Consider the following 19,990-nt stretch of genomic DNA (forward strand, 5'->3'; position numbering starts at 1 on the left):
GGCGAGTGCGGCCCAGGGGGTGGGGAATCTCGTGCACGCGGCGGCGATGCTGGCCGAGGATGCCAGTGTCGACCGGGGCAAGCTGCTGGATTATGTCGCCGGGCGGTTCGACGTGATCGAACTCGCCGCCCGCTGGATGGCCGGGCCGGAGCGGGCCCGGGCCGAGGTGATGGTCGACAAGCTGTTGCGCTGGCTGGCCGGCAACCCGCGCCGGCTGCTCGCCATCGAGCACGAGTTCGCGGTGCGCCTCGACGACCCCAGGCGGCCGATCGAGTTGACCGGTCGGGTGGACCGGTTGGAGGTGGACGCCGAGGGCCGGCTCGTCGTGATCGACCTGAAGACCGGCAAGTCGACGGCGGTGACGGCCTCGGAACTCGCCGAACATCCGCAGCTCGGCGCGTACCAGGCGGCGGTGGAGGCGGGCGCGTTCGCCGATCTCGGGGCCGGGTCCGAGTCCGGGGGTGCCGCGCTGGTGCAGCTCGGCACGCCGACCCAGGACGCCAAGGAACAGGCGCAGCCGCCGGCCGGCGAGGGCGAGGAGGCGGGCTGGGCGCGGGCGATGGTGCGACGTACCGCCGACACGATGGCGGCGGCGACGTTCTCGGCGGTGGCGAACTCGAAGTGCCGGGTCTGCCCGGTGCGTAGTAGCTGCCCGATCTCGGGGCAGGGGCGTCAGGTCGTCGAGCCGCCGACCCGGCGCCGGCCGGACGGGCAGCCGACCCGACACCAGCCGCCCGGCGGGTCGCCGAGCTCACCGAAGCCGCCGGAGCAGCGGGGCGGGGGGAACTTCCGATGACCCAGCCGTCGCTGTTCAGCGCGGCGCCGACGCAGCGGGTCGCCGACGCCGGTCCCCGGTACACCCCGGTCGAGCTGGCGAAGCTGCTCCGGCTGCCGGCGCCGACCCTGGAGCAGGCGGCGATCATCTCCGCGCCGGTCGAGCCGCTCCTGGTGGTCGCCGGTGCCGGCTCCGGCAAGACCGAGACGATGGCCGCCCGGGTGGTCTGGCTGGTTGCCAACGGGTACGTCGAGCCGGGGCAGATCCTCGGCCTGACCTTCACCCGGAAGGCGGCCGGTGAACTGGGGATGCGGGTCCGTACCCGGCTGGGTCAGTTGGTGCGCCGGTTGGGGCGGAACAGCCGGAACGCCGACGACGACCCGTTCGGTGGTGAGCCGACCGTGGCGACGTACCACTCGTATGCGGCCCGGATCGTCACCGAGCACGGCCTGCGGGGCGGCTACGAGCCGTCGACCCGGCTGCTCACCGAGGCGTCCCGGTGGCAGATCGTCGACCTGCTGGTCCGCAACCACGACGGCGACATGTCCGAGGTGGAGCGGATGCCGAGCACGGTCACCGACGCCGTACTGGCGCTGGCCGGTGACCTGGCCGAGCATCTGGTCACCCCGGACGACCTGGCCACCTGGACCGGACGGTTCTTCGCGCAGGTGCAGTCCCGGCCGGGCCGGATGTACGCCGACGTCCGCAAGGCGCTGCACGTCCAGCAGCTCCGGCTCCGGCTGCTTCCGCTGGTCCGGGCGTACACCCGGCGCAAGGACGACTTCGAGGCGATGGACTTCGGTGACCAGCTCGCCCGGGCGGCGCTGGTGGCCCGGAACCATCCGGAGGTCGGCGTGATCGAGCGCGGACGCTACCGGGTGGTCCTGCTCGACGAGTACCAGGACACCAGCCACGCCCAGGTGGTGCTGTTGCACTCGCTCTACGGCGGTGGGCATCCGGTGACCGCCGTCGGTGACCCGTGCCAGTCCATCTACGGCTGGCGGGGAGCGAGTGCCGGCACCCTGGACCGGTTCCCGACCGAGTTCGCCCAGCCCGACGGTCGACCTGCCGAGGTGCGGACGCTGACCACGAGCTGGCGTAACCGCCCGCAGATCCTGGACGTCGCCAACGGGCTCGCCGCGCCGCTGCGGGCCGCCGGAGCCCAGGTCGCCGAGCTGGCCGCGGCATTCCGGGTGGACGAGGAGATTCCGGGCCGCACCGGTCGGGGCCGTGCCGGCGGTACGGTGCACTGCGCGCTGCTCGACACGTACGCGGACGAGGCCGACTGGATCGCGGACAGCATCCTCGCCGCCTGGCGGGGTGCGGCACGGATGCCCGACGCGCTGCCCGAGCACATTCCGGTGGCCAGCCGGCCGACGACGGCGGTGCTGGTCCGGCTCCGCAGCCAGATCCCGGCGATCGAGGCGGCGCTGCGGGACCGGGGCCTGCCGGTCGAGGTGGTGGGCCTCGGCGGACTGCTCGACACTCCGGAGGTCCGGGACGTCGTCTGCACGCTGCGGGTGCTCTCCGATCCGACCGACGGTGCCGCGCTGCTCCGGCTGCTGACCGGGGCGCGGTGGCGGATCGGGCCGCGTGATCTGGTCGCCCTGCACCGCCGGTCCACCGCGATCGCCCGCGCCCGGCGGGAACTGCCCCGGTCCGACGGTGACGACGAGCCGGAGATCGTCACCGACCGGTTGGACGAGGCGACCCTGGTCGAGGCGCTGGCCGATCTCGGTCCGGCGCAGGCGTACTCGGCGGAGGGGTATGCCCGGCTGCGGGCGTACGGCCGGGAACTGGGCCTGCTGCGGCACCGGCTGGACCAGCCGCTGCCGGATCTGCTGGCGGACGTCGAGCGGACCATCGGGCTCGACGTCGAGGTCGCGGTACGGGCCGGCAGCGACGGTCGGGGTGGCGACGCCGGGCTGGCCCGGGGGCACCTGGACGCGCTCGGCGACGTCGCCGCCCGGTTCGCCGGTGATTCGGCCGGTGCTCCGCTGCACGCCTTCCTGGCCTTTCTCGCCGCCGCCGAGGACGAGGAGCGTGGGCTGTCGCCGGGTGAGGTGGAGGTGGTGGAGGGCGCGGTGCAGATCCTCACCGCGCACGCCGCGAAGGGCCTGGAGTGGGACGTGGTGTCGGTGGCCGGGTTGAGCCGGGGCGTCTGGCCGGGTACGGCCCGGGGCTCCGACCATTACCTGCTGGGGCTCGGGGTACTGCCGTTTCCGCTGCGCGGTGATGCCGACGGCCTGCCCGTGCTGGCGCTGGACGACGCCGAGGACCAGAAGGCGGTGGCCCGCGCGCTGGGCACCTTCACCGATCACTGGCGGATCCACGACGAGCGGGAGGAACGCCGGCTCGCCTACGTGGCGGTGACCCGGCCCCGCCGGCTGCTGCTCTGCTCCGGCTACTGGTGGGGCGAGGGGACGAAACGTCCGCGCGGTCCGTCGGGGTTCCTCACCGAGGTGTACGAGTGGTGCGTGGCCACGCCCGAGGCCGGCGAGAGTGGGTTCGTGGTCGACGCCTGGGCGCCGGAGCCGGCTGTCGACGCGACGAACCCGACCACCGAGGTCGTGCTCCGGGCCGAGTGGCCGGCCGATCCGCTGGGCCCTCGGCGGCCCGTGCTGGCCGAGGCTGCCGCCCTGGTCCGCCGGCTGATGTCCGAGGGCCCGGACGGGGTCTCGGCCGAGGTTTCGGACGGGATCTCGGCCGAGGTTTCGGACGGGGTCTCGGACGGGGTTTCGGACGGGGTTTCGGACGGGGCGGAGCCGGCTGAGGGGGAACGGGCCGAGATCCCGGACGGGGAGGCGTTGCCGGTCGGTGGTGTGGAGGAGTTGCCGCCGGTGGACGCGGAGGCGGAGGCGGTCGTGGCGGGGTGGCGGCGCGAGGCCGATCTGCTGCTCGCCGAGCGGGACTCGCTCGCCCACCGCTCGGGGCCGGTCGAGGTGATCCTGCCGGGGCACCTGTCCGTCTCCCAGTTGGTCGCCCTGCGCCGCGATCCACCGGCGCTCGCCCGTGCCCTTCGCCGTCCGATGCCGGCCCGCCCGGAGCCGTACGCCCGGCGCGGCACCGCCTTCCACGCCTGGCTGGAGCAGCGGTACGGCGTGACCCGGCTGCTCGACGTCGACGAGTTGCCCGGGGCGGCGGACTCGGACGCGGCCCCGGACGAGGCGCTGGTCGAACTTCAGGAGCGGTTCATGGCCAGCGAGTGGGCGGAGCGCACGCCGGTCGAGGTCGAGGTGCCGTTCGCCACCATGGTCGGCGGGCTGCTGGTCCGGGGCCGGATGGACGCCGTCTTCGCGCTACCGGGTGGCCGTTACGACGTGGTCGACTGGAAGACCGGCCGCCAGCCGACCGGAACCGAGGCGGACGCCGCGGCGGTGCAGTTGGCCGCGTACCGGCTGGCCTGGGCGGAGTTGGCCGGCGTTCCGGTCGACCGGGTACGGGCGGCCTTCCACTACGTGCGGCAGAACGTCACGGTCCGGCCGGCGGACCTGCTCGACGCCGCCGGCCTGTCTGCCCTGGTGGGAGCGCTGCCGGAGCAGGGGGCGGAAGATTGATCCCGCGAAACCAGGACGCCCGCCCCGACGTTGTGCTAACGTGGCAGGCGTTGCAGTTTTGGTTCCCAGAGACTCTGTGTGCGCCTGCGGGATTGTGACCGTAGGCGCTCTTTGTTGTGTCCGGAGTTCTCCGGGCGGGGCGACCAGGGCGACAGCAGTTCACACACTCGTGTGTGGGCGACTTTTCGGTCCGCAACAGGTGCGGTCCGATCGTTCCGTCAGGAGACGAAACAGATGGCAATTGGCACTGTGAAGTGGTTCAACGCTGACAAGGGCTTCGGCTTCATCACCCCGGACGGCGGCGGCGCTGACGTCTTCGCCCACTTCTCAGCGATCCAGAGCTCGGGCTACCGCAGTCTGGACGAGAACCAGCGGGTGGAGTTCGAGGTCACCCAGGGCCAGAAGGGCCCGCAGGCGGAGAACATCCGTCCGATCTGAGGCGAAAGCCTTCAGACAAATGCAACCACCATCCCCTGATCGGGGGTGGTGACGCGGCCAGCCCGCGCCCGACGGCACGGGCTGGCTCCCGCGTTTTCCCGGTCCGTGGCCGCGGCCGCCGGGCGCCATTACCGTTGGTGGCCGAGCCGCTGCGGTCCCGGCCGCCGGTGAGCCTTCCTCGACACGTACCGCTCGAGGAAGGCTCACCGTAATGACCCGCGCCATCCGCTCGTTCGCCGACGCACCGCTGGCCCCCGGGCTGCACGCCGCGTTGACCGCGAACGGCATCAACGAGCCGTTCCCGATCCAGTCGGCGACCCTGCCCGACTCGCTGGCCGGTCGGGACGTGCTCGGCCGGGGCCGTACCGGCTCCGGCAAGACTCTCGCCTTCGGGCTTCCCCTGCTGTCCCGGACCGCCGGCCATCGGGCCCGACCGGGCCGGCCGCTCGCGCTGGTCCTGGTGCCCACCCGTGAACTGGCCCAGCAGGTGACCGCGGCGCTCACCCCGTACGCCCGCACGCTGGGCCTGCGCTGTGCCACCGTGGTCGGCGGGCTGTCGCTGGTCCGGCAGGCCGACACCCTGCGGGCCGGCGCCGAGGTCGTCATCGCCACGCCCGGCAGACTCGCCGATCTGGTGCAGCGCGGCGACTGCCGGCTGGACCAGGTCGCCATCACGGTGCTGGACGAGGCCGACCAGATGGCCGACATGGGATTCCTGCCACAGGTCACCGACCTGTTGCGGCAGGTCGCACCGAACGGGCAGCGGATGCTCTTCTCGGCGACCCTGGATCGGGGCGTCGACCGGCTGGTCCGGCGGTTCCTCACCGATCCGGTGTCGCACTCCGTCGACCCGACGACCGCCACGGTCACCGCGATGACCCACCACGTTCTCCAGGTGGACGCGGTGGACAAGGGAGCGGCGACGGCGCAGATCGCGGCCCGGGACGGTCGCGTGATCATGTTCGTCGGTACGAAGCACCGGGCCGACCGGCTGGCCCGACAGTTGCTGACCAGCGGCGTACGGGCGGCGGCGCTGCACGGCGGCAAGTCTCAGCCGCAGCGGACCCGCACCCTGGAGCAGTTCCGGGCCGGTCAGGTGACCGCCCTGGTGGCGACGGACGTAGCGGCCCGGGGCATCCACGTCGACGGGCTGGACCTGGTGGTGAACGTGGACCCGCCGAACGAGGCGAAGGACTACCTGCACCGGGGCGGCCGTACGGCCCGCGCGGGTGAGGCGGGTCGGGTGGTCACGCTGGTGCTGCCGGAGCAGCGTTCCGAGGTGGCCCGATTGATGAGCACGGCCGGAATCAGGCCCGAAACGGTCCGGATCCGTCCCGGCGACGAGGAGTTGATCCGCGTCACCGGTGCCCGGATCCCGTCCGGTGCCCCGATCTCGGTCGCCGCGCCGCCCGTCGCCGCCCGGATGCCGCACCGGACCACGGCCCGGCCGCCGCGCCCACGCCGTCCCCGCCGCGCCGCCTGATCGCACCCTCCCCGACGCGCTAGCGCGCCGCACTCCGATCGGGCAGGGCAATTATGCCCGCGAATACACCTGATCGCGTCCGATGGGCGACTGTGGAGTAACCGGTGACCGGTCATCCTGTCCTGGGGATCCAGCGGCCACGGGGACGGGTCGCGGTGGGGGAGGTTGTGATGACCGTCGGTGTCGGTCGGGGCTCGGCGCGGGAGATCCTGGTGGTGCTCGCGCTCGCCGTCACGGGGCTGCTTCTTGCCGTGCTGGCCGCCTTCACCCCGTGGTACGGCGTTGCCGCCGGGTCGCCCGAGGTCGAGGTGGTGGAGATGCACTCGCCGCCGTGGGCGATCACCGACGGCGGCGAACTGGCGGCCGTCGGAGAGGGCTGATCCCGGCCGCGCCCCGGCCGGTGCGCCGCGCCATCATCTGCTGGCGCCGACTCCGATGGTCAGGAGTCAGAGGTTCTCAGTTCGGGAACGCTGGCTATGTCGTTGACGACGGTCCGGGCCACGTCGAGCAGCCGCTGGTTGGTGGAGCGTGCGTGGTGGCGCATACGGACGAACGCCTCGTCCACGGTGATTCCCTCTCGCTGGGCGATGGCGCCCTTTGCCTGCTCGATGGTGACCCGGCTGTTGAGCGCGTGCTGAAGTTGCGCGGTGAGTTCCTCACCTCGTGACATGGCACGTTCGTGCAGGATGGCGATCGACGCCAGATCGGCCATGGCCTGCACGATCGAGACGTCTTCGTTCTGGAGTCGACTCGCGGCGGCACCGAACACGTTGAGTGCCCCGATGACCTGTGCACGGAGGCGGAGGGGGAAGGCGTACACGCTGTGAATTCCCGCGCCGACGGCGTGTGGCACGAACCGTGGCCAGCGCCCGGACGCGTCGCGCAGGTTGGTGTCGGCGACGAGAGCGCCGGTCCGGAACGCGTCGAGGCAGGGGCCCTCGTCGTTCTGTATCTGAAGCAGCTCCAGGATCCGGGCCTCCTCGCGGGAGGCGGCGACGAACTGGAGTTTTCCGTAGTGATCGGCGAGGACGAGTCCGACAATGCTGGACGCCGCGACTTCGGCAGCCCGACAGGTAAGGGTGTGCAGGAGGTCGATGAGGTCGAACTCGTCGACGAGGGTGTCAGAGATCTCGACGAAGATCTTCGCAAGCCGTTCTGGCGAAACTGCGGTCATGGCAACCTCTGGACCCTTGTCGAAGATCGAAGAAATGCTGTCGGTCATGGCTGGACCTGGTCGAATCGCAACTTGCGGTCGATCACGTCCTGTGCGACCTGGTGCATCGGGCGCCCCTCGGCGTACGCGTGGGCACGTAGCCGGATCAGAGCCTCGCTGATGCTGACATTGAGCTGCACCATGACCATGCCCTGGGCCTGGGCCAGTTCGGCGCGATAGCCCGGCGATTCGTACAACCCTTGGACCGAGAAGTGCTCGGGCAGGGCGCCCCGGGAGTCGAGCACCGTGGTCAGGGCGATCTCGGCAAAGGTGAGTGCCTGAGCGAGTACGTCCCGACCGAGCGGACCCGGCTGCTTGCTGAACAGGGCCAGTGCGCCAACACGGGCGGCGCCGACCTGTAGCGGAAAGGCGAACACGGCCCGGACGCCGTGCGCCGTGACGGCCTGCACGTAAAACGGCCAGCGCGTTCGTGCCGTGTCGCCGGCCAGGTCGGCGATCAGGACGGGGCGGCGGGTCAGGAACGAGTCGATGCAGGGTCCCTCGCCGAGGGTGAACTGCAGTTCCTCCAGCAGGTGGGTGAGGTCGTCCGACGCGGCGAAGATTCCGCGTGCGCCGTCGTCGGTCAGCACGCTCACCCCCACCCCCGACCCTTCGAGTTCGAGCACGGCCGCCCGACAGATTTTGGACAACATCGTCGAGATGCCGTCCGTCCCGGGTTTCGGCTCCGGTTGCTCGGCTATGGCGGCGAACGCCCGAATCCAACGATCTGCTGGTCGAGTCACCGCCACGCCTTGAGTGCACTTCGCCCGTCCTGTCGGCCACTTCTGTGGCGGATCAATCTATACATTCGCATGTGTCGCACACCTTCCGTCAAGACCAGAGAGTCGCCGGAGTGGCGAGCGACATCCACGAGGACAGGAAAACGATACATCTCCTGATCCACTCCGCCGGCCCGTCGCTTGTGTCAACTTTTATTTCGATCTGTTGACCGTCGGAGAAGCCCCGGTTAGCTTGGCTGCATACGTTAGTGGACTTGCCCCAGACCTCGGCAATTGATCATGCCACGAAGGTGGGGCGTCCTATGGTTCTTCCTTGATTGCAATAGATATCCAGGCCATACGCCGACCATCTGGTCATTTGCGGCGTGCTCGCAACCATCTGTTTGTCGCAGTGGCGCCCGCCGCGGCATCTGAAATCGGCAGGGCAATGAAAAGGCGGCTTCGTCGCCGGATTAGGTCCGGATCATCGTACGAAATCCTCCGGTTCCTGAGTAGGGCCGGGCGGGAGGATGTAAATGAAAGAGAATCCGCAATTGCCAGTCGTACCGACCAAGCCGTACATACCCGGAGGTCGGCCTTCGGAACCCGTCGGCTTCGTCTCCGTCAACGGCCACGACCAGAGCACCCGGTCCCCCGCGCGACCGGAGAGGACGCTTCACGGGTTCGAAGCGACCGAACCGACCGCGTGGCGTCCGTTCGAGCTGACCCTCCTTGCCGCTGCGGCAACGAGCGGAATCGTGGTGGTCACCTTCCCCGCCAGCGTGCCGTCGGCCGTCGACCCCCTGGCTATCGAGTGGTCGCTCTGCGCGGTGGGCCTCGTCCTCGTCGCGATCGTCGGATCGACCCTCCTGGGGTGCCGGACCAACCACGCGGTTGCCCTGGCCCTGCGGCTCGGCTCCCTGATCCTGCTGGGAACGGCTTCCGCCATGTATGCGGTCGCCCTTCTCGCCAGTTTCGGAATGGTCGCCGCACCAGCCGGGGTGTTCATCGCCGCCATCGCGGTCGCCTCCTGGTGGAGTGCCGGTCGGATCACCCGGAGTGTGGTCCGACCGGGGCTGAGCGGTCGGCGCCCCGACGACGGTGCCGGTAACCGCGGGAGTGCCTGAGGCGGTGGGCGGCAGTCGTCGCCCGATCGATCCAACATCAATCCGACCATGACTCTGCTTGTCGCGCATCGCCCAGGCAGGCACAAGGAGAACTCGCATGTGGTGTAGACGAGCCATCGCAATATCCGTCGTCACGATGATCAACCTGGGCATCGCCGCGCCCGCGCTGGCCGGCGGCCGGGGCGAGACCCTGTACGGGGACCTGGACGGTGACCGGCGTACGGACCTCATCCGGCTCGTCTCGGCCCCGCCGGACCGGTGTGCGGTCCTGGTCCGGTTGGGCAGGGCGGGCGGCGGTTACCAGGGGTCGAAGCTGTACACCTACCCCGAGCCGGGCGGGGACGACGGCGTCTTCCAGTGCCCCGACCTCGGCACGATTGTCGATCTGGGCCGGGACGGCTCGACGGAACTGGTCATCGGCTGGTTCGCCGGACGCCCAGCAGGGGTGGACCAGGACCTGCTGGTGTTGCGCGACTTCCAACCCGACGGCGGAACCACCGGGCTCTTCCAGCCGAGCTATGTCGGAGTGGCGGACTTCAACGGCGACGGGCGCAAGGACATCTACGAGTGGACCGACCAGGGTGAGGGGCTCGCCACCCACCTGAACACGCCCGCCGGGGAGCTGATCCCCGGACCCATCAACTTCTGCGGCCTCCTGGTTCAGCCGCCACTGCTCGCCGACTTCACGCTGGACCGGCACACCGAGGTGGTTCTTCCGTTCTACCAGCAGTGCGGCGTGGCAGATTCCGGCGTGGCCGTTCTGTTCTCCGACAGCCGGACCGAATACCTGGAACAGGACCCCCTCGGCGAGCACGTCTGGACCAGTGCGATCGAGGACGCGGATGCCGACGGTGTCCCGGACGTGCGCACCGTGGACCGCGATTCGGGCGAGGTCTCCCACTACCTTGTCCGCCCGCCGGCCAGGTTCCTGGAGGCGCCCACGCCGGAACCCGATCTGGCAGTGGTGACCGCAGCCGTGCCGACGTCGATCCCGGTGCTGGCCAACGACGCGGTGACGGTCGCGGCCAGCATTGCCGTCGTCGTACCGCCCCGGTACGGCCGGGTCCAGATCACGCCCGAGAAGACACTCGTCTACATACCCCCGGCAACGCCGCCGGCCACCGCCGACACGTTCGTCTACCGGGTGATCGACGACGGCAAGGCCGCCGATGCACCCGTCACCGTCGAACTCAAGTTCCCGGCGGCCACATCTTCCGCCGCGGCTGCGGCAGCACGCTGAGCGACCGGCAGCGCTGTCCCGGAAGGGTGACAGCCAGGACCGGGAGTGTGACAGCCGAGAGAGCAACCGATGCGCCTCGCGGCAGATACGGACCGATGACCGACTACCCGAATGGAGGGGCCATGTGGAGAGGACGTGTCGCGTTGATCACCGTGCTGGCGACGGTGGTCACGGCTGGGGTGGCGACCGACGGCGCCATCGCCGCAGGGCCGAACGCATCGATCACCGGAGACCTCGACGGCGACGGCCTGGCCGACCGGGTCACCCTGGTCGACATCGCACCCGACGAATGCGGCGTGGTGGTGGAGCCAGGCCTGGTCGGCGGCGGCTTCGACCTTCCGACAGCACACGTCTACGACGATCCGCCCGGTGCCGGGACCCCCGATGACTGCCCCGACGTCGGCACCATGCTCGATCTTCGCGGGGACGGCTCGGTTGACCTGATGGTCGGCTGGTCCACGGGACGGCCCGCCGGGTCCGAGGTCGATCTGCTGCTGTTGCGCGACTTCGCTCCATCGGGTGGCTTCCTCGCGCTTCCCAGACCCGACTACATCGGCTCGGCGCACCTCAACGTCGACCTGCGCCGGGACATCTACGAGTGGTCCGAGGAGGACCGCGCCTTCGCCACCTACCTGAACAGCCCGGGCGGCGCGCTCGTGCCCGGCCCGATGCGCTTCTGTGGCAGTGGACTGGCCCCGAAGCTGGCCGATCTGAACCGTAGCGGGGCGGTGGACGCGGTCATCAGCTACACCGGGGGATGTGCCGACACCTCCTCCGGTGTGGTGGTCCTGCTCGACAGCGGCGCCACCGTACAACTCCAGCAAAGCCCGACGGGGACCACCCGGTGGACCGCCGTCCCGCAGGACGTCAACGCCGACGGCACCAAGGACGTGGTCACCCGCGACACGACCACCGGCGCGGCCACCTATCACATCAGCGACGGCCGGGGTGGCTTCACCGACGCACCGGTCGCCAATGACGACACCGCCTCGACCATCGGCACCAAGAAGGTGGGCATCCCGGTACTCGCGAACGACATCTCCACGACAACCGCGAAGGTCACCATCGTCACCCCACCCACCCACGGGACCGTCCAGGTCACGACGAGTCAAACAGTCGTGTACACCCCGAACGGCACGCACGGCTCCACCGACAATTTCGTCTACCGGCTCAGCATCGACGGCAGGAGTGACAACGCCGCCGTCGCCATCCGATTCCGACGACAGGACCCGGTCGCGTCTCCACCTCGGCCGTGAGCGGTCCCGCCACGGCCCGGCCCGGAGGTCCCCGCCCTTCCGGACGGGGAGGAAGTCAATAGAGTAATGCCGGTGAACGCCCCCGGTCCGAAGGACGGCTCCCAGGCACTGCCCGGGGCCGCCTGGGGAGCGGGCGCGGTGACCCGGATCGGCCTGCCGACACCGCCACCGGACCCATCGGCGCCACCGCCGGGCGGTACGGGAGGTCGGGACCGCCGGCTGTGGTGGTTCGTCGGCGCGGCCGCCGCCGTACTGGTCATCGGCCTGGTGGTGGTGCTCGGGCTGACCGTGTCCGACGGGGTCGACCCGCTGTGGAGCCGACCGGAGGCGCCGACGGACGTCCGGCCGCCACTGGCCCGGAAATGCCCGCTGCCGGGGTCGGCGTCGGCGGCGCCCGGTTCACCCACCCCGGCCAACCCGGAGCCGGCCAGCCCCGTCGCGCCGCCACCCGGCCCGGGTCAGCCGTTGCCGGGGGAGCGGACCGTCGACCCCGACGCCGGGATCTCCTACCCCACCTACGGTGCGCCCTGGGAACCCTGGCGGTCGGTGTGGAGCGCCGGCAGCCTGGAGGTGCCGTACAAGGTGGGACAGCACTTCGTCACCGAGTCGGCGTACGACGGCTTCAGCGACTACCACGCGTCGATCCTCTCGGCGGCGGTGCCGGCGGCGGAGAACGACGCCCTGACCTTCGACCTCGAATGCGTGGGCCGCCAGGTGGCCGACGACGTGCGTACCGAGTACTACCCGCAGCCGAACCGGATGGAGTCGATCCGGAACGAGCGGGCCACCGCCGGCGGGCGGCCGGCCTGGGTGAGCGTCTTCCGGCTGCACTTCAGCCGGCCGGGGCTGCGCGCCACCGACGAACTGGTGGCGGTCGCCTGCATCGATGTGGGACGGTCGACGGCCGCGATCCTCTACCTCTCGGTCCCCGGCACCCACCGGGAACTCGACTGGGTGGTCGAACACGCGCTCGCCTCGGTACGTCCCGTCTGATCCGGGGGACGGTGACCCGCGATGGTCGGGGAACGCGCTAGGGTCGGTTCGTGGCGGCGGGAAGATCGAGAATTCCAGCAACGAAGCATTCGGTCGAGCGGTTCACCCTCGACAACGGTCTACGGGTGGTGTTGGCGCCCGACCGTAGCGCTCCGGTGGTCGGGGTGGCCGTCGTCTACGACGTCGGCATCAGGTCGGAACCGGAGGGCAGGACGGGCTTCGCCCACCTGTTCGAGCACCTGATGTTCCAGGGCTCGGAGAACCTGGAGAAGCTGGCGCACTTCCGCCACGTCCAGGGTGCCGGCGGGACCTTCAACGGCTCGACCCACCTCGACTACACGGACTACTGGGAGACGTTGCCGAGCAACGCGCTGGAGCGTGCCCTCTTCCTCGAGGCGGACCGGATGCGCGGTCCCCGACTGACCGAGGAGAACCTCCGGAACCAGGTGGACGTGGTCAAGGAGGAGATCCGGGTCAACGTGCTCAACCGGCCGTACGGCGGTTTTCCCTGGTTGCGCCTGCCGCCGGTCATGTTCGACACGTTCGCGAACGCGCACGACGGTTACGGCTCCTTCGACGACCTGGAAAGCGCCAGCATCGCCGACGCGACCGACTTCTTCGACCGCTACTACGCCTGCGGGAACGCGGTGCTCGCGGTCGGTGGGGACCTGGACGTGCCGGAGGTGACGGCGCTGATCGAGCGGCACTTCGGTGACGTGCCGGCCCGACCCGCGCCGGTCCGGCCCGACTTCGCCGAGCCGGACCTGACCGGCGAGCGACGGGAGTCGTACACCGACAAGCTGGCGCCGCTGCCCGCGGTGGCCGCGGCGTGGCGGGTGCCGGATCCGATCGGCGACTTCGCGAACTACCTGCCGTACGTGGTGCTGGCCGAGGTGCTCACCGACGGGGACGCGTCCCGGCTGGTCGAGCGGCTGGTACTGCGGGACCGTTCGGTGGTCAGCATCGGCGGCTACCTCGGGCTGATGGGCGACCCGTACGACGTCCGGGACCCGACCGCGCTGCTGATCGAGGCCCATCTGCCGACCGACAGCGAGGTGGACAAGGTGCTGCGCACCGTCGACGAGGAGATCGAGCGGCTGGCCACCGACGGACTGGCACCGGACGAGCTGGGCCGGACCCAGGCCCGGATGGCCACCCACCTGCTCCGGGAGACCGACGCGGCGCTCGGCCGGACGCTGAAGATGGCCGTGCTCGAACAGCAACGGGGTGATCCGGCGCTGCTCGGCGAACTGCCCCGGTTGGTCGGCGAGGTGACCGAGGAGCAGGTGCGGGCAGCCGCCGCCAGCCTGCGTCCGGAGCGCCGGGCCGCCGTCGAGGTCGTACCCGGTGGAGGTGCCCGGTGAGCGTCCGTACGCTGCCCGCGCTCGGGCCGACCCGCAAGCTCAAGCTGCCCCGCGAGGTGGAGCGCACCCTGCCCAACGGGCTGACAGTGATCGCCCTGCGCCGGCCGGCCGTACCGCTGGTCGAGATGCGGCTCTGGCTGCCGTTCGGCAAGGCGCACCTGGCCCGCGGCCTGATGATGTCGCAGACCCTGCTCTCCGGCACCGCCACGATGTCCTCGGTCCAGATCGCGGCCGAGTTGCAGAAGGTGGGCGGCGGGCTCTCCACCGCGGTGGACTCCGACCGGCTGCTGGTCTCGGGGACCGGCCTGGTCACCGGGCTGGACCGGCTGCTGGACCTGCTCGCCGAGATGCTGACCGGCGCCGCCTACCCGGGCGACGAGGTCGCCACCGAGCGGGCCCGGATGGTCAACGGGATCCGGATGGCGCAGAGCCTGCCGGCGTACCTGGTCCGCAGGGCGCTGCTGAAGCGGATGTACGGCAAGCACCCGTACGCGGTGCAGACTCCGGAACCGGAGCAGATCGAGGCGGTCCGACCGGCCCAGTTGCGTACCCTGCACGCCGCCCGGGTACGTCCGGCCGGCGCGATCCTGCTGCTGGTCGGCGACGTGCAACCGGCCAAGGCGTTGGACGCGGCGGAGCGGGCGCTGGCCGGCTGGACCGGGGACGGGGCGCCGGGGGAGTTGCCCGAGGTTCCTGCGCTGGAGCCGGGACCGCTGCTGCTGGTCGACCGGCCCGACTCGGTGCAGTCCTCGCTGCGGATGGCCCTGCCGGCGGTGCCGCGTACCCATCCGGACCATGCCGCGCTGCAACTGGCGAACCTGGTCTTCGGCGGCTACTTCTCGTCCCGTTGGGTGGAGAACATCCGCGAGGACAAGGGGTACACCTACGGGCCGCATTCGACGATCGAGCATTCGGTCGCGGGTTCCGCGCTGGTGGTCGCGGCCGAGGTCGCCACCGAGGTGACCGGCCCGGCCCTGCTGGAGACGAACTACGAGCTGGGTCGGCTGGCGTCGTTGCCGCCGAAGGAGGACGAGTTGGAGCAGGCCCGGCAGTACGCGCTGGGCACCCTTCAGCTCGGCATCTCGACCCAGGCCGGGCTGGCGGCGGTGGCGAGCGCCTACGCCGGCTCCGGGCTGCGGTTGGAGTTCCTCGCCGAGCACGCGGCCCGGTTGGCGAAGGTGACCCGGGACGACGTGGCGGCCGCGGCGGCGAAATACCTGGCTCCGGCTCGGGCGGTCACCGTGGTGCTGGGTGACGCCGCGGCGGTCCGGGGGCCGCTCGGGGTGCTGGGCCCGGTGCGTACCGAGACTCCGGAACAGTGACCTCCGGTCCGCCGCTCGCCCGGTCGACGCTGGACCGCGCCGCGCACCGGCGTTCCGATCAGCAGTGGCTGACGGACGCCTGGCATCGGGCGCGGGTGCTGGTGATCGACGTGGCGGGTGGCGGGCGGACCCTGGTCGGGTCCTCGACGGAGAAGCCGGAGCTGTTCCTGCTCGGTCCGGAAGCGGTCGAGGACAGCGAGCCGGCCGGCCGGCTGTTCCTCGGGGTCGAGCCGGACGACGTTCCGGTGTTCGCGGTCGCCGCACCGCTGCCGGCGATGGCCGGCGCCCGGGTGGCCAGCCTGCGTGAGGTCGGGCACCTGCTCAGCGATCGGGACGCCGGTCTGTTCACGACCGCCGTCGCGCTGGCCAACTGGCATGCCCGGCACCTGTATTCGTCGATCACCGGGCTGGCCACGGTGGTGGGTGACGCCGGCTGGTCCCGGGTGGACGAGGCGGGCCACCAGCTCTGGCCGCGTACGGATCCGGCGATGATCGTGCTGGTGCACGACGGGGTGTCGGGGCCGGACGGCCGCTGTCTGCTCGGCAACAACGCGGCCTGGCGGGCCGCGGAGGGCCTGCGTCGCTACTCCTGCCTCGCCGGATACGTGGAACCGGGCGAGTCGGCCGAGGACGCGGTGGTCCGGGAGGTCGGCGAGGAGGTCGGCCTGCTGCCGCACCACATCGGGTACGTCGCCAGCCAGGCGTGGCCGTTTCCGGGATCGCTCATGCTGGGCTTCTTCGCCCTTGCCGATCCGGGCGAGCCGATGCGGCTGGATCCGGCCGAGATCGCCCACGCCGGCTGGTTCACCCGGCGGGACATCGCCGCGGTGTTGGCCGGGGAGCGGGTCGATCTCGGCGACGGGCCGGCGTTGGCGTTGCCGCCGCCGTCGTCGATCGCCCTGTTCCTGATCCGCCGGTGGCTCGACGGCGGCTCCTAGCGGGAACCGGCGGCTCCTAGCGGGACCGGCGGTCCGGAGGTACAGAAAACAATCTTGGCCCGCGACCGTCGTTGCCGCGACGACCACGGGCCAAGATCATGGGCCGTCGTCGTCGGGTGTGGCATGGAACGCGGCGGGGGACGCCGCCCGACGACGACGGTCGTCTAGGAATGTCTCGATGTCGGGCCGAGATTCCTCGGTTGCGGGTCGGGGCCGCCGGCCGGCGGAGCGAGGACGCCGGGCGCCGGAGTGCAAGCGCCGGCCGGGAGGCCGACCAGGTCGCCCGGGGTGGGGCTGCGGTGGTTCGCCGGTGATCCGCGGTCGTACGGGCCGCTGTTCCGGTCACCCGTGCGGCGGCCGTCCAGCTCGGCCGGCTGGCCACCGTTGTGCCTGCCCCGGAGCCGGCGCTCGGGTTGGCCCACCGGCAGGACCTTGACCCGCTGTCGTCCGGATCGGACGGAGCCCACGCTCGACAGCGCGCGGGCGAGCAGCAGCGCCGCGTCCCGGTCGTCCGCGCGGAAGGTCTGGCGGCGCTGTTCCGGCGCCGTCTGCTCGTCGCGGAGGCACTCGCCCTGTGCCCAGGCGGCAGCCAGGTCGTCGTCAGCGGCAGCACGGATGTCCGTACGAACGATTAGGAACCGCATGGGTGTCTCCGAGGCCGGTGACGGATAATGATCCTGTGATTACCGAACGAAGCCATCACGTGGAACTTCCACGTCCCCCTCGGGCTATGTTCACCCATTCCAGCCCGGCGGGCAAGTGAAACGCGCCGATTGGAGTAGTCGCTCGTCCGATCAGGTGACACCAGCTCAAGGCACCGACCGGGGCTGTGGGGGGTCGGGCACGGCAGAGCCGCCGGCCTCCCGTACGGGAAGCCGGCGGCTCCGGGTTCGTTCCGGTGTGGCCGGTGAGGGCTACTGCTCGGTCAGCCGACCGGTACGGCGACTGCGCTGGGTCGGCGGCACGGCCGAGCCGCGAGCCGCCGAGTTCCTGATCGGACCGGTCCGCTGGCCCGCCTCGTCGGCCAGCCACGAGAGTGTCTCCTCCGGACTGAGGGCCGAGTCCTGGAGCCACTTGAAGACCATGGAGTAGGTACTGATCTCGTCCTGGTCGGTGAGCATGAGGTTGGTGGAGAGACCCTCGATCGCGAGGGTCTCCGGATCCTGCGGCTCGGCGAACCGGTAGAGCGAGAACGCGGTGTGTGGCAGGTACCAGTCGGCGATGGTCTGCTCGGCCAGCAGCACCTGGAGCGTGACGTTCGGCAGCGTGGCGAGCTTGCGGAGCTGGATCAACTGGGCGCGTACCACCTCCCGGGGGCCGGCCCGGACGCCCAGCGCCGCCTCCTCGATCACCGCCGAGTAGTGCGGCGGTTCGACGTCCCGGGTGAGCAGTGACTGCCGGGCCATCCGGGCGGCCACCTCGGTGTCGGTGTCCTCGGTGTCGTCACGGTCGGGATCGTCGACCAACTGTCGGGAGGAGAGGATCCGCAGCTTGACGTACGCCTTGCTCTGCAGCAGGCCGGGCACGATCACCGGGCTGTACTCCCGGATCTGGGCGCAGCCGGCCTCCAGTTCCGCGTAGCCGCGCTGGCGCGGGGTCATCACCGGATACGAGCGCAGCCAGCCGCGGATGTCCCCGGCCTCGCCGGTGATCGCGGTCAGCTCCTCACGGAGCGCCCCGGTGACCTTGTACAGGTCCAGCAGGTCGAGGACGTCCCGCAGGTCGGGCCGGCTGCGGCCGTTCTCCAGCCTGGAGAGTTTGGAGGCCGAGGCCCAGCCCACCGACTCGATGACCTGGTCACCCGTGAGCTTGGCCGACTCCCGCAGCTTCCGCAGTTCTACGCCGAGTCTGCGGCGTCGCAGGATCGGACTGGGTTGAGCAGCAGGCACTGGATCCTCGCTCTCGATCGCGTCGAGCCCGTCGCCGGGCCGGGGCCGACCGTCCGGTCGCGCTCCCGGCGGTCCAGTATGCCGCCGGTCGAGTACGCCCTGCCGTCGAATGGTAACGGCGTGTCTAAATGGAAGAGAGTTTCCGAGGGTTTTCCGTGGTTCCCGTCGGATAGCCGATCCACCTCCGACGGTGACCGTCCCGCACGCCACCATCGAATGCGACGAAATTTCACCCCGACGATCGCGCCGTGCCCACCCCCGATCACCGCGATGGCCGCCCCGCACGGCGACCATCCGCCACGGGCGATCCGTGCCCGCGGCCCACCTGCGTCGGCGGCGACCACGGGAGGGCCGGACGCTCGCGAGCCCTCGCCGACTCGCCGCCGCACCGGAAGGGACCCCTCCGATGCGAGCCATCCTGCGCCGCCCCGACTTCCGGCGCCTCTTCGCCGGTCTCGTCTTCAGCATGACCGCAGAGTCGATCATGTTGTTGGCGCTGGCCGTGTGGGTGAAGGACCTGACCGACTCGGACGCCATGGCCGGGGCCACCATCTTCGCCATGGTGGCGCCGATGGCCCTCGCCCCGATCGTCGGCTGGCTGGTGGACCGCTTCCGCCGTCGCCCGTTCTTCATCGTCGCCAACCTGGCCACGGCGGTCGTGCTCACCCCGTTGTTCCTGGTCCGGGACCGGACCGACGTCTGGATCATCTACGTGGTCGGCGGTCTGTACGGGCTCTCCTACGTCGCCCTCGGCGCGGCCCTGGGCGGACTGATCAAGGAGATCGTTCCGGAGGACCTGATGGCCCAGGCGAACGGCGTCCTACAGACCGTGAAGCAGGGACTCCGGCTGGTCGGACCGCTGGCCGGCGCGGCGCTCTACACCGGTGCCGGCGGCTGGACGCTGCCGACCGTCGGCGTGTTCGGTTTCGTGGCCGCCGCCTACGCGGTCTCCCTACTGCGGATCGCCGAGCGTTCCCCCGAACCGGCCCACCTGCGCTGGGTCACCGAGGTCGGGGCGGGGCTGCGACACATGACCGGCGAGCCGGCACTGCGCCGGGCGGTCCTCGGCAGCGCTCTCGCCGTACTGGTGATGGGGTTCAGCGAATCGCTGATCTTCGCGTACGTCGACCAGGGGCTGGGCCGGGAACCCGGCTTCGTCGGCGTACTGGTCACCGTGCAGGGCATCGGCGGCCTGCTCGGCGGCCTGCTGTCCCCCGCCGTCGTACGCCGGTACGGCGAGGTCGCCGCGCTCGCGGTCGGGGTGGCGGTGTTCGCGCCCGGCGCGCTGCTGCTGGCGTACCCGACGATCTGGCTCGCCTTCGTGGCGCTGGTGCTGCTCGGCTTCGGTCTGCCGATCGCCTTCGTCGGTCTCAACACGCTGATCCAGCGCCGCACCCCGGCCCCGGTGCTCGGCCGGGTCGCCGCCGCGTCCGAGGCGCTGATCAGCGGCCCTCAGGCGATCTCCATCGGCACCGGGGCCCTGCTGGTCGGCGTGCTCGACTACCGGCTGCTCTTCGTGGTGATCGCGGTGGTGATGACGATGGCGGCCGGATACCTCTGGGCGGGCCGCGGGCTGTCCGCGCCGGGCCGCGTCGGCCCGGCGGACCCGGACGGTACGCCGTCGGGACCGGCTCCCGAGGTGATCCTGCCGGACGTGCTGCCGTCCGCCGTCAACC

Annotated in this window: 16 protein-coding genes and 1 pseudogene; 13 read left to right on the forward strand and 4 right to left on the reverse strand. The window is 71.0% G+C overall.

Annotation, left to right across the window (positions count from 1 at the left end):
• The 5 genes from I0C86_RS30780 to I0C86_RS30800 form a co-directional block, all read left to right on the forward strand.
• A partial coding sequence (locus tag I0C86_RS30780) for a RecB family exonuclease (RefSeq protein WP_196204827.1) occupies nucleotides 1–796 on the forward strand: 796 nt, incomplete at its 5' end.
• Nucleotides 793–4,332: an ATP-dependent helicase gene (locus I0C86_RS30785; protein WP_196204828.1), complete on the forward strand. Its 3,540-nt coding sequence runs from the start codon at nucleotides 793–795 to the stop codon at nucleotides 4,330–4,332. The genes I0C86_RS30780 and I0C86_RS30785, both read left to right, overlap by 4 nt.
• Nucleotides 4,333–4,566: 234 nt before the next feature.
• A complete protein-coding gene (gene cspE, locus I0C86_RS30790) occupies nucleotides 4,567–4,770 on the forward strand; it encodes a transcription antiterminator/RNA stability regulator CspE (protein WP_101369720.1) in 204 nt (67 codons plus the stop codon).
• Between the two features lie 211 nt (nucleotides 4,771–4,981).
• On the forward strand, nucleotides 4,982–6,253 hold the full coding sequence (locus I0C86_RS30795; RefSeq protein ID WP_196204829.1) for a DEAD/DEAH box helicase: 1,272 nt from the start codon (nucleotides 4,982–4,984) through the stop codon (nucleotides 6,251–6,253).
• Between the two features lie 170 nt (nucleotides 6,254–6,423).
• Nucleotides 6,424–6,633 carry a hypothetical protein gene (locus tag I0C86_RS30800; protein WP_196204830.1) on the forward strand — a complete coding sequence of 70 codons (210 nt, stop codon included), beginning with the start codon at nucleotides 6,424–6,426 and terminating at the stop codon, nucleotides 6,631–6,633.
• Nucleotides 6,634–6,692: 59 nt separating this feature from the next.
• Here I0C86_RS30800 and I0C86_RS30805 read toward each other — a convergent pair whose 3' ends face one another.
• The gene (locus tag I0C86_RS30805) at nucleotides 6,693–7,427 is read right to left on the reverse strand and encodes a GAF and ANTAR domain-containing protein (RefSeq protein ID WP_196204831.1); all 735 of its coding nucleotides are present in this window, start codon (nucleotides 7,425–7,427) and stop codon (nucleotides 6,693–6,695) included.
• A gap of 44 nt (nucleotides 7,428–7,471) precedes the next feature.
• The gene (locus I0C86_RS30810; protein WP_196204832.1) at nucleotides 7,472–8,119 is read right to left on the reverse strand and encodes a GAF and ANTAR domain-containing protein; all 648 of its coding nucleotides are present in this window, start codon (nucleotides 8,117–8,119) and stop codon (nucleotides 7,472–7,474) included.
• Nucleotides 8,120–8,739: 620 nt separating this feature from the next.
• Here I0C86_RS30810 and I0C86_RS30815 point away from each other — a divergent pair.
• From I0C86_RS30815 to nudC, 7 genes are all read left to right on the forward strand, one after another.
• Nucleotides 8,740–9,312 (forward strand): hypothetical protein, encoded by a 573-nt coding sequence (locus I0C86_RS30815; RefSeq protein WP_196204833.1) that lies wholly within the window; start codon nucleotides 8,740–8,742, stop codon nucleotides 9,310–9,312.
• Between the two features lie 97 nt (nucleotides 9,313–9,409).
• Nucleotides 9,410–10,552 carry an Ig-like domain-containing protein gene (locus I0C86_RS30820; protein ID WP_196204834.1) on the forward strand — a complete coding sequence of 381 codons (1,143 nt, stop codon included), beginning with the start codon at nucleotides 9,410–9,412 and terminating at the stop codon, nucleotides 10,550–10,552.
• A gap of 122 nt (nucleotides 10,553–10,674) precedes the next feature.
• Nucleotides 10,675–11,808 (forward strand): Ig-like domain-containing protein, encoded by a 1,134-nt coding sequence (locus tag I0C86_RS30825; protein ID WP_196204835.1) that lies wholly within the window; start codon nucleotides 10,675–10,677, stop codon nucleotides 11,806–11,808.
• A 66-nt stretch (nucleotides 11,809–11,874) separates the two neighbouring features.
• Nucleotides 11,875–12,801, forward strand: coding sequence for a hypothetical protein (locus tag I0C86_RS30830; protein ID WP_196204836.1), 927 nt, complete (start codon nucleotides 11,875–11,877; stop codon nucleotides 12,799–12,801).
• A gap of 50 nt (nucleotides 12,802–12,851) precedes the next feature.
• A complete protein-coding gene (locus I0C86_RS30835; RefSeq protein ID WP_196204837.1) occupies nucleotides 12,852–14,165 on the forward strand; it encodes a M16 family metallopeptidase in 1,314 nt (437 codons plus the stop codon).
• Nucleotides 14,162–15,487, forward strand: coding sequence for a M16 family metallopeptidase (locus I0C86_RS30840; RefSeq protein WP_196204838.1), 1,326 nt, complete (start codon nucleotides 14,162–14,164; stop codon nucleotides 15,485–15,487). The genes I0C86_RS30835 and I0C86_RS30840 overlap by 4 nt, the downstream gene beginning before the upstream one ends.
• Nucleotides 15,484–16,425 (forward strand): NAD(+) diphosphatase, encoded by a 942-nt coding sequence (nudC, locus tag I0C86_RS30845; RefSeq protein ID WP_196204839.1) that lies wholly within the window; start codon nucleotides 15,484–15,486, stop codon nucleotides 16,423–16,425. The genes I0C86_RS30840 and nudC overlap by 4 nt, the downstream gene beginning before the upstream one ends.
• A gap of 410 nt (nucleotides 16,426–16,835) precedes the next feature.
• Here the strand turns inward: nudC and I0C86_RS30850 are convergent.
• Both I0C86_RS30850 and I0C86_RS30855 read right to left on the reverse strand, forming a co-directional pair.
• Nucleotides 16,836–17,069, reverse strand: a pseudogene (locus tag I0C86_RS30850) (hypothetical protein); the annotation flags it as partial.
• A gap of 270 nt (nucleotides 17,070–17,339) precedes the next feature.
• The gene (locus I0C86_RS30855) at nucleotides 17,340–18,314 is read right to left on the reverse strand and encodes a helix-turn-helix domain-containing protein (protein WP_196204840.1); all 975 of its coding nucleotides are present in this window, start codon (nucleotides 18,312–18,314) and stop codon (nucleotides 17,340–17,342) included.
• Between the two features lie 406 nt (nucleotides 18,315–18,720).
• On the opposite strand from I0C86_RS30855, the gene I0C86_RS30860 reads away from it, so the two are divergent.
• The coding region (locus I0C86_RS30860) for an MFS transporter (protein ID WP_196204841.1) at nucleotides 18,721–19,990 on the forward strand (1,270 nt) is incomplete at its 3' end.

The sequence above is a fragment of the Plantactinospora alkalitolerans genome, from assembly GCF_015690345.1.
GTDB classification, from domain to species: Bacteria; Actinomycetota; Actinomycetes; order Mycobacteriales; family Micromonosporaceae; genus Plantactinospora; species Plantactinospora alkalitolerans.